This window comes from Micrococcus sp. ACRRV, from assembly GCF_022346985.1.
GTDB classification, from domain to species: Bacteria; Actinomycetota; Actinomycetes; order Actinomycetales; family Micrococcaceae; genus Micrococcus; species Micrococcus porci.
This window is the reverse complement of record NZ_JAKRNH010000104.1, coordinates 1-8,593: the sequence shown is the minus strand read 5'-3', so window position 1 is coordinate 8,593 and position 8,593 is coordinate 1. Positions and strand designations below refer to the sequence as shown.

General features: G+C 74.2%; 7 protein-coding genes. 3 read left to right on the top strand and 4 right to left on the bottom strand.

Annotated features, from left to right (window positions below):
• Positions 1 to 768: inositol monophosphatase (locus MHY29_RS09990; protein ID WP_239240866.1), on the bottom strand; the 768-nt coding region annotated here is incomplete at its 3' end.
• A 123-nt stretch (positions 769 to 891) separates the two neighbouring features.
• Between MHY29_RS09990 and MHY29_RS09985 the strand changes: the two genes are divergently transcribed.
• Genes MHY29_RS09985 through MHY29_RS09975 form a run of 3 tightly spaced genes read left to right on the top strand, consistent with a single transcriptional unit; the run spans position 892 to position 4,619 of the window.
• On the top strand, positions 892 to 2,820 hold the full coding sequence (locus tag MHY29_RS09985) for an acyltransferase family protein (RefSeq protein WP_239240863.1): 1,929 nt from the start codon (positions 892 to 894) through the stop codon (positions 2,818 to 2,820).
• A 26-nt stretch (positions 2,821 to 2,846) separates the two neighbouring features.
• Positions 2,847 to 4,106: an App1 family protein gene (locus tag MHY29_RS09980; RefSeq protein ID WP_239240860.1), complete on the top strand. Its 1,260-nt coding sequence runs from the start codon at positions 2,847 to 2,849 to the stop codon at positions 4,104 to 4,106.
• 33 nt (positions 4,107 to 4,139) lie between these two features.
• Positions 4,140 to 4,619, top strand: coding sequence for a thioesterase family protein (locus MHY29_RS09975; protein ID WP_239240859.1), 480 nt, complete (start codon positions 4,140 to 4,142; stop codon positions 4,617 to 4,619).
• Positions 4,620 to 4,709: 90 nt separating this feature from the next.
• Here MHY29_RS09975 and gdhA read toward each other — a convergent pair whose 3' ends face one another.
• From gdhA to MHY29_RS09960, 3 genes are all read right to left on the bottom strand, one after another.
• Entirely contained in the window at positions 4,710 to 6,050 is a 1,341-nt protein-coding gene (gene gdhA, locus MHY29_RS09970; RefSeq protein ID WP_224355560.1) for an NADP-specific glutamate dehydrogenase, read from the bottom strand.
• Between the two features lie 189 nt (positions 6,051 to 6,239).
• Positions 6,240 to 7,286 (bottom strand): aldo/keto reductase, encoded by a 1,047-nt coding sequence (locus MHY29_RS09965; protein WP_239240856.1) that lies wholly within the window; start codon positions 7,284 to 7,286, stop codon positions 6,240 to 6,242.
• A gap of 47 nt (positions 7,287 to 7,333) precedes the next feature.
• On the bottom strand, positions 7,334 to 8,560 hold the full coding sequence (locus tag MHY29_RS09960; protein WP_224355558.1) for a glycosyltransferase family 1 protein: 1,227 nt from the start codon (positions 8,558 to 8,560) through the stop codon (positions 7,334 to 7,336).
• Positions 8,561 to 8,593: the final 33 nt, after the last annotated feature.

Sequence of the window (8,593 nt, the reverse complement as noted above, 5' to 3'; positions counted from 1 at the left end):
CACCCCTGGGACGTGGCCGCCGGCACGGGCGACCAGCAGCTGGCCGGCGGCCACGTCCCAGGGGTGCGTGTCCACGGCCAGGGTCACGTCCGCCCAGCCGGCCGCCACGAAGGCGAGCTCGAGCGCCCCGGACACGGTGCGGCGGACCGTGGCGTGGGCGTCCACGAGCTGCGCGAACCGGCGCAGCGCGGCCTCGCCCTCCCGCGCCAGGGCCTCGGCGGCCGGGTAGGACGTCACGATGTTCAGCGCCCGTTCGCCCCCGTCCGGTGCGGCGCGCAGGGGCAGTGGCGCCTCGCCCAGCCAGGCGCCGGCGTCGTCCGCGGAGAACTCCAGGCCCGCCGCCGGGGCCAGCACGACGCCGGCCACCACCTCGCCGTCCACCTCCGCCGCGATCGACACGGAGAACAGGTCGAAGCCGTGCGAGAAGTTCGAGGTGCCGTCGATCGGGTCGACGATCCAGCGCACCCGCGGGACGCCCGCGTCGGCGGGCGGCGCCGTCACCCCCGTCTCCTCGCCGAGCACGGCGCTGCCCGGCACGGCCGCGGTGAGCGTGGCGACCAGGGCCTCCTCGGTGGCGCGGTCGTGCGCCGTGACGAGGTCGTGGTGGTTCCGCTTGGTGGCGGCCGCGGCGTCGGGGGTGCGGAACGCGGCGGCCAGCGCCGGGGCCACCGCGCGGGCCGCCTCCAGGCCGATCGCGCGCAGCCGCGCCGGGGAGGGGGCGAGGGGCGAGCCGGCCGCGGAGCGGGGGCCGGAATCGGAGGAGACCATGGGGCCAGGCTACGACGCCTCCGTCCCGTCGCCGTTGGACCTGTGCCGCCCCCGTTAGACTCGAGCGGTCCCCTCACCCCTCGCGCCCGTGGACGCCCGGCGCCCTGCGAACGGAGATCGCCCGTGCCCCGCCCCGTCGACACCAAGGCCTCCTACTTCCCCGGGCTGGACGGGCTGCGCGCCCTGGCCGTGGGCCTGGTGGTGGCCTATCATCTCGGCGTCCCGGGCACGGACGGCGGCCTCCTGGGCGTCGGCGTGTTCTTCACGCTCTCCGGCTACCTCATCACCTCCCTGCTGCTGCGCCGGCACGAGCGTCACGGGGACCTGGACCTGAAGAACTTCTGGATCCGCCGCTTCCGCCGTCTCCTGCCGGCCGTGGTCCTGGTGCTGATCGCCGTGCTCGCGGCCACCGCGCTCGTCTCCCCGGACCTGCTCGGCGCGCGGCTTGGCCAGTCCGTGGCCGCCCTCCTCTACGTGGCCAACTGGCACACGATCCTCAGCGGCCGCAGCTACTTCGACCAGGCCGAAGGCGCCGGCCCGCTCGACCACCTGTGGTCCCTGGCGGTGGAGGAGCAGTTCTACCTCGTCTGGCCGCTGGTGCTGCTGGGCCTGCTGGCCCTCACCCGGCGGCTGGGCCCCGACGCGCGGCGGCGCGTCCTCGCGGCGGCGACCCTCGTCCTGGGCGCCGTCTCGTTCGTGCTGCTGGCCGTGCTCGCGGACCCCGCCGGCGACTCCACCCGTGCGTACGAGGGCACCGACACCCGCGCCGGCGGCCTGCTCTGGGGCGCCGTCCTGGCCTTTCTCTGGCGGCCGGACCGGGTCGCCCGGCTGACCGGACGGGCGAGCCGCGTCGTCGTGGACCTCGTGGGCGTGCTCGGCCTGGCCGGGATCCTGGCCCTCTCCGCGACCACGGGTCAGGAGGACGCCGCCCTCTACACCTGGGGCCTCGCCGCGCTCACCGTGGCCACCTGCGCCGCCCTGCTCCCGCTCGTCCACCCCGGCTCGTGGGTCGCGCGCGTCCTCGGCATCCCTCCGCTGCAGTGGATCGGCGCCCGCAGCTACGGCATCTACCTGTGGCACATGCCCGTGGTCGCGTTCCTGCCGGACCGCGTGCTCTTCGGGCAGCCAGTCCTGCGGGGCCTGCTGATCGTGGCCCTCACCCTCGTGCTGGCCGCCCTGTCCTGGCGGCTCGTCGAGGACCCGATCCGGCGGCACGGCCTGGTCGCCGCCCTCGCCCGGGCGCGTGGCGTCCTCGGGGTGGGCGCGGTGGCGGTCCTCGCGTCCGGTGCGCTCGTCCTCACCGCCGCCCTGCCGCAGACCTCCGCGCAGGAGATCGCGGCGCAGGAGCCGGCGGCCCCCGCGGGCGACGCGGTGGCGCACCCCGCCCTGGACGGGCGCACCTCCTGCACGTCCGTGCTCCACGTGGGGGACTCCACCTCCCTGGCCTCGGGCAACACCGACCGCACCAGGATCGCCGACCCGGCCCAGCGGATCACCGGCCGCTACGAGGCCGTCGGCGTCGAGACGGTCGTCGAGGACATCGCCGGCGGTCGCTCCACCCGCGAGCACATCGACGGGTCCGCGGACCTCAACGCCCCCGAGGCCGTCGCCGCCGGCGTCAGCCGCCTCGACGACGGGGGCTGCGTCGTCGTGAACGTGGGCCTCAACGACGCCGCCACGATGACCAAGGACGACGCCTGGGACCAGGCCGCCGCCCGCATCGACGCTGTGGTCGACGCCGCCGACGGCCGCCCCGTGCTCTGGGTGGGACCGGCGATCATGCCGTGGAGCAGCCGCCCCTACTACGAGCCCGCCGGGGCCGAGCGGTTCACCCGCGCGCTCGTGGACGCCACCGCCCGCCACCCCGACCTCCGGGTGCACGACTGGGCCCGGGAGTCCCGCTCGCACCCGGACTGGTACCTCTCCGACGACGCGAACCACAACACCGAGGCCGGCGCCGTGGCGAAGGCCCGCAGCATGGCCGCCGCGCTGACCGCCGCCTTCCCGGCCGGGCGCCCCGCCAGCGCCGAGAAGGTCGTCCTCGGCGAGTGACCGGGCCCGTGCGGAATACTGGTCCCATGCCCGCATCCGAGTCCGCCTCCATCGCCGCCCAGAACGACCCTGCCCGCCGCCAGCGCCTGGCCGCCGCGGGCGGTCCGACCCCCGCGGAGAACGTCGCCACGCACCTGCAGGAGCAGTGGAACCGCTGGCACCGCTCCCGGGCCCTGCGCCGCGGCTTCGTGCCGACGGTCATGGCGTTTACCGGCTACGGCACCACCTCATGGGTGCGCGTGCTCTCCCGGGTGGTCCTGGCCAAGGACGAGGACTTCCTCAACGGCCGCCGCCTGTCCAAGGTCGTCGCCGACGGCGTGCACGGCTGGCGCAACTTCGTCGCCCCGCCCATGGCCTACGCCGAGGTCGAGGTGGAGGTGGGCGACCTCGTCACCACGGTGCGCGCGGACCGGATGGGCGTGGTCGACGTCGTCCTGGACGTGGAGCTCGAGCCGGGCTGGCGCACCGCCGTCCTGCGCGTGGGCGACGAGGAGGAGGTCACCACGGACCTCTACATCGCCTCCCCGGACGCGAAGGTCGGCCTGGTCTCCGACATCGACGACACCGTCGTGGTGACCTCTCTGCCGCGCCCGCTGCTGGCCGCGTGGAACTCGTTCGTGATCGACGAGCACGCCCGCACGCCTACCCCCGGCATGGCCGTGCTCCTGCGCCGCATCGCCGCCGCCGAGCCGATGGCGCCGGTCCTCTACCTCTCCACCGGCGCGTGGAACGTGGCGCAGACCCTGACCCGCTTCCTGGGCCGCAACCTGTACCCGCTGGGCGCTCTGCTGCTCACCAGCTGGGGCCCCACGAAGGACCGCTGGTTCCGCTCCGGCCAGGAGCACAAGGTCACCCAGCTCGAGCGCCTGGCGCAGCAGTTCCCGGACCTGCAGTGGATCCTCGTGGGCGACGACGGCCAGCACGACCCCGAGATCTACGCCGACTTCGCCACCAAACACCCGGACAAGGTCAAGGCGATCGTCATCCGCCAGCTCACCCCGTCCGAGGCGCTGCTCGCGGGCGGCCGTGCGGAGGCCACGCGCCACTCCACGCCCGGCATCCCGTGGTGCTACGGGCCCGACGGCGCCGCCCTCTCCAACCAGCTCGAGGACCTCGGCATCCTGCCCGTGGACTTCGTGGATGTGCACCCGGAGGGCTGGCTCGAGGACATCCTCGGCGAGGACGAGGCCTCCGTGGCCGGCCGCGACGGCGACGAGCACGGGGTCCACGGCGGCGGCGCCGACCAGGACGAGGCCCGGGACGTCGACGTCTCCGCGCAGGACTGAGCCGGCCGCGCCGGAAGGAGGGAGGGAACGCGCATGATGGAGACGACGACGTCGTCCGCCGCCGGAGACGGCGCCGGGCGCTGGGTGGAGGTGTCCGTGCCGCTGCGCTGGGCGGACATGGACGCCTACGGGCACATCAACAACGTCGCCGTGGTGCAGCTGCTGGAGGAGGCCCGCGTCGCCGTGTTCGGCGTGCCCGCGAACACCGGCGCCGGCGGAGGAGGGGCCCCGCCCGTCGACCTGCTCGAGGGCGTGCCGGAGGGCGTGCGGACGTTCGTGTCCGAGCACACCGTGAAGTACCGGGCGCAGATGCCGTACCGGCCCGTGCCGCTGCGCGTGCGCGTGGGGGTGGCGGCCGTGAAGGCGGTGTCCGTGGAGGTCGCCTACGAGCTCTACGACGGCGTGGACGGCACCCTCTGCGTCACGGCCCGCTCCGTGATGGTGTTCGTGGACGGCGCCTCGGGCCGCCCCGTGCGGCTGACCGCCGAGCAGCGGGCGGCCCTGGCCGGCTGAGCCGGAACGCCGCAGGGCTGGGACGTCACGGGGGCGCTCCCTCGGCCGCTGGAGCGGCGGAGGGAGCGCCCCCGTGTCAGTACCGTCGGCTCAGACGACGCCCTGGGCGATCATCGCGTCGGCCACCTTGATGAAGCCCGCGATGTTCGCGCCGGCCACGTAGTTGCCCGGCGTGCCGTACTCCTCGGCGGTCTCCACGCAGCGGTCGTGGATGTCGCGCATGATCCTCTCGAGGCGGTCGTGGGTGTAGTCGAAGTCCCACGAGTCGCGCGAGGCGTTCTGCTGCATCTCCAGGGCGGAGGTCGCCACGCCGCCGGCGTTGGCGGCCTTGCCCGGGCCGAACAGGGTGCCGGCGTCGAGGAACAGGTGGGTCGCGGCCTCGGTCGAGGGCATGTTCGCGCCCTCGGCCACAGCCTTCACGCCGTTCTGCAGCAGGGTCTTCGCGGCGGACTCGTCGAGCTCGTTCTGCGTGGCGCACGGCAGCGCGACGGTGCCCTCGACGTCCCACACGGAGCCGCCGGCCACGTAGCGGACCTTGCCGCCCTTGCGCTCGGCGTACTCGGAGATGCGGGCGCGCTCGACCTCCTTGATCTGCTTGAGCAGCTCGACGTCCACGCCGTCCGGGTCCACGATGTAGCCGGCCGAGTCGGAGGCGGTCAGCACGGTGGCGCCCAGCTGGGCGGCCTTCTCCGCGGCGTAGATCGCCACGTTGCCGGAGCCGGAGATCAGGACCTTCTGGCCGTCCATGGACTCGCCGCGGGTGCGGAGCATGGAGTCGGCGAACATCACGGCGCCGTAGCCGGTGGCCTCGGTGCGGACGAGCGAGCCGCCCCAGGTCAGGCCCTTGCCGGTGAGCACGCCGGACTCGAAGCGATTGGTCAGGCGCTTGTACTGGCCGAACATGTAGCCGATCTCGCGGCCGCCCACGCCGATGTCGCCGGCGGGGACGTCCGTGTGCTCGCCGATGTGGCGGTGCAGCTCCGTCATGAACGACTGGCAGAAGCGCATGATCTCGCGGTCCGACTTGCCGGCCGGGTCGAAGTCGGAGCCGCCCTTGCCGCCGCCGATCGGCATGCCGGTCAGGGAGTTCTTGAAGATCTGCTCGAAGCCCAGGAACTTGATGATGCCCAGGTACACGGAGGGGTGGAACCGCAGGCCCCCCTTGTACGGGCCGAGGGCGGAGTTGAACTCCACGCGGAAGCCGCGGTTGACCTGGACCACGCCGGCGTCGTCGATCCACGGCACGCGGAAGATGATCTGGCGCTCGGGCTCGCACAGGCGGTGGAGCACGCCGGCGTCGACGTAGTGGGGATGACGCTCGACCACGGGATCCAGTGCCTCGAAGACCTCGGACACTGCCTGGTGGAACTCGGCCTCGCCCGGATTGCGGGCGAAGACCTCGTCGCGCAGCGTCTGCAGAACCTGATGCATGGTGTCCTCCTCGTGGACGTCGTCTCGCACGGCCCTCTCGGTCCCGCCTCGCCGACGGGTCCGCGGCGCAGGAGGGAGGCCGCGGTGCCTGCGCTCATCCTGGCATGTGACCTGGTCCATGAAGTGAATGAGACACAGGCCACGAGGACGACCGCCTCGTGAGACGCCCGGGGTTCCCGTCAGGGGACGTCAGCCCTGCTGCGGCGCGTCCTCCGTGTCCACGCTGGCCTGCTGGGCGTCGCTGTAGCGCCGGCCCTGGACGGTGGCGTGATTGACGAGGGCGTCCAGCCGGGCGAGGTCCTCGAGCGTGAGGGACACCTCCTCTGCCCCGCGGTCCTCCCGCCAGTGGGCCGGGTCCGTGGTCCCCGGGATCGCGACGACGTCCGCGCCCTGGGCGAGCACCCACGCCACCGCGAGGGAGGCGGCGGGCACGCCGAGCCGGGCCGCCTCGGAGGCGAACTCCTCCCGCAGCCGCAGGTTCGCCTCCCAGGCCGGGCCCTGGAAGCGGGGCATGGCGTGGCGCATGTCGCCGTCGGGCAGGTCGGCGACGACGGGCGGGGCGTCCGTCAGCAGGCCGCGGCACACGGGGGAGAACGCGACCAGGGCGGCGCCGTGGCGGCGGCAGGCCTCCAGCAGGCCCCACTCGGGGTTGCGGGTGGCCAGCGAGTACTCGTTCTGGACGGCCGCGACGGGGTGCTCGGTCGCCGCGCGGTCGAGCGTGGCGCCCGAGACCTCTGAGAGGCCGATCGCCCCGATCTTGCCGGCGGCCACGGCCTCCGCGAGCGCGCCGACGGACTCCTCGACCGGCACCCGGGGGTCGATGCGGTGCAGGTAATAGAGGTCGATGCGGTCCTGGCCGAGGCGCCGCAGGGAGGCATCCACCTGCGCGCGCAGGGTCTCCGGCCGACCGTCGATCGGGCGGTCCGCGTCGCGCGACAGGCCGCACTTGGAGGCCAGCAGCACTCGGTCGCGGACGTCGGCGCCCACGCGGGTCAGGGCCTTGCCCACGTACTCCTCGCTGAGCCCGCCGCCGTAGAGGGTGGCCGTGTCCAGGTGGTCCGTGCCGTCCGCCAGGACGCCCACGACGAGGTCGACCGCCTCGCGCTCCGAGAGGAAGCCCGAGTAGCCGTGCACGAGGTTCATGCACCCGAGGCCGACCGGGCGCACGTCCTTCCCGGCGACGCGGCGCGGCGAGCGCAGGTCGGTGGTGAGGGCGGGGTTCGCGGCGGTGTCCATGCTCGTCACCCTACGAGGCGCACGGGGGCGCCGTCCGGGCGTGGGGCTCAGCCGAAGACGCGATACGCGCGGGAGGCCACGGCGCCGGGCGCGCCGAGCAGCCGGCGGGACAGCTCGCCGCGGCGGCGCCGCTGCACGTGGATGGCCTTCTCGTAGTAGCCCACGAGCTGCTCGCACAGCACGGGCCAGGTGCGGCCCTGCATGGACGCCCACGCCGCCTCGGCGAAGGCGGCCCGCTTGGCGTCGTCGTAGGCGAGGTCCGCGACGCGGGCACGCAGCTCGCCCAGGTCCCCGGGCTGGTAGATCCAGCCGGTGCGGGAGGAGTCCACGATGTCCAGGGGGCCGCCCCGGCCCACGGCGACGACGGGCACGCCCGAGGCCATGGCCTCCTGCAGGGTCTGCCCGAAGGTGTCGGACTCGCCCGGATGCACGAACAGGTCGAGGCTGGCCACGTGCCGGGCGAGATCCTCGCCGCCCTGGAAGCCCGCGAAGTGCGCCCCCGGCAGCCGGCGCTCGAGCTGGTCCCGCAGGGGGCCCGAGCCGATGATGACGAGCCGGGTGTCGGGCAGGTCCGCCAGGACGCGCAGGTCCGCGACCTGCTTCTCGTGGGCCAGGCGGCCCACGAAGCCGATGAGGCGCTCGCCGTTCGGGGCCAGCTCAGCGCGGAGGGCCTCGTCCCGCTTGGCCGGGTGGAAACGGGTGGAGTCCACGCCGCGGCCCCAGAGGTGCACGCGGCGCACGCCCACATGGTGCAGCTGGCGCAGGGTGAACGACGACGGCGCGAGCGTCAGCGTGGCGGTGTTGTGCAGGCGGGTGACGTGGTTCCACAGCACGTCCTCCAGCCACGGCGCGCCGTACTTGGCGGCGTAGCGGGGCACCTCCGTCTGGTACACGGCCACGGACGGGATGCCCAGCTCCTCGGCGGCCTGCACGGCCCGCCAGCCGAGCACGAACGGGGAGGCGATGTGCACGACGTCCGGGGCGAAGTCCGCCAGGAGGGAGCGCAGGCGCAGGACGGTGCCCGCCGCCACGCGCACCGAGGCGTACCCGGAGAGCGGCATGGACGGCAGGGTGATCACGGGGAAGCCCTCGACCTCGGAGGGCGCCTGCCCGGCCCCGGCCCGCTGCGTCCACCCGGCGGACCAGGAGGCGGCCGGGGCGATGACCACGGCCTCGTCCCCGCGGGAGCGCAGGTGCTTCAGCACCTGGAGGATGGAGTTGGTCACCCCGTTCATGTGGGGCAGGAAGGACTCGGCGATCACGGCGACGCGCATGGGGCCACGGTAGGACGCGCGGGCCAGCCTCCG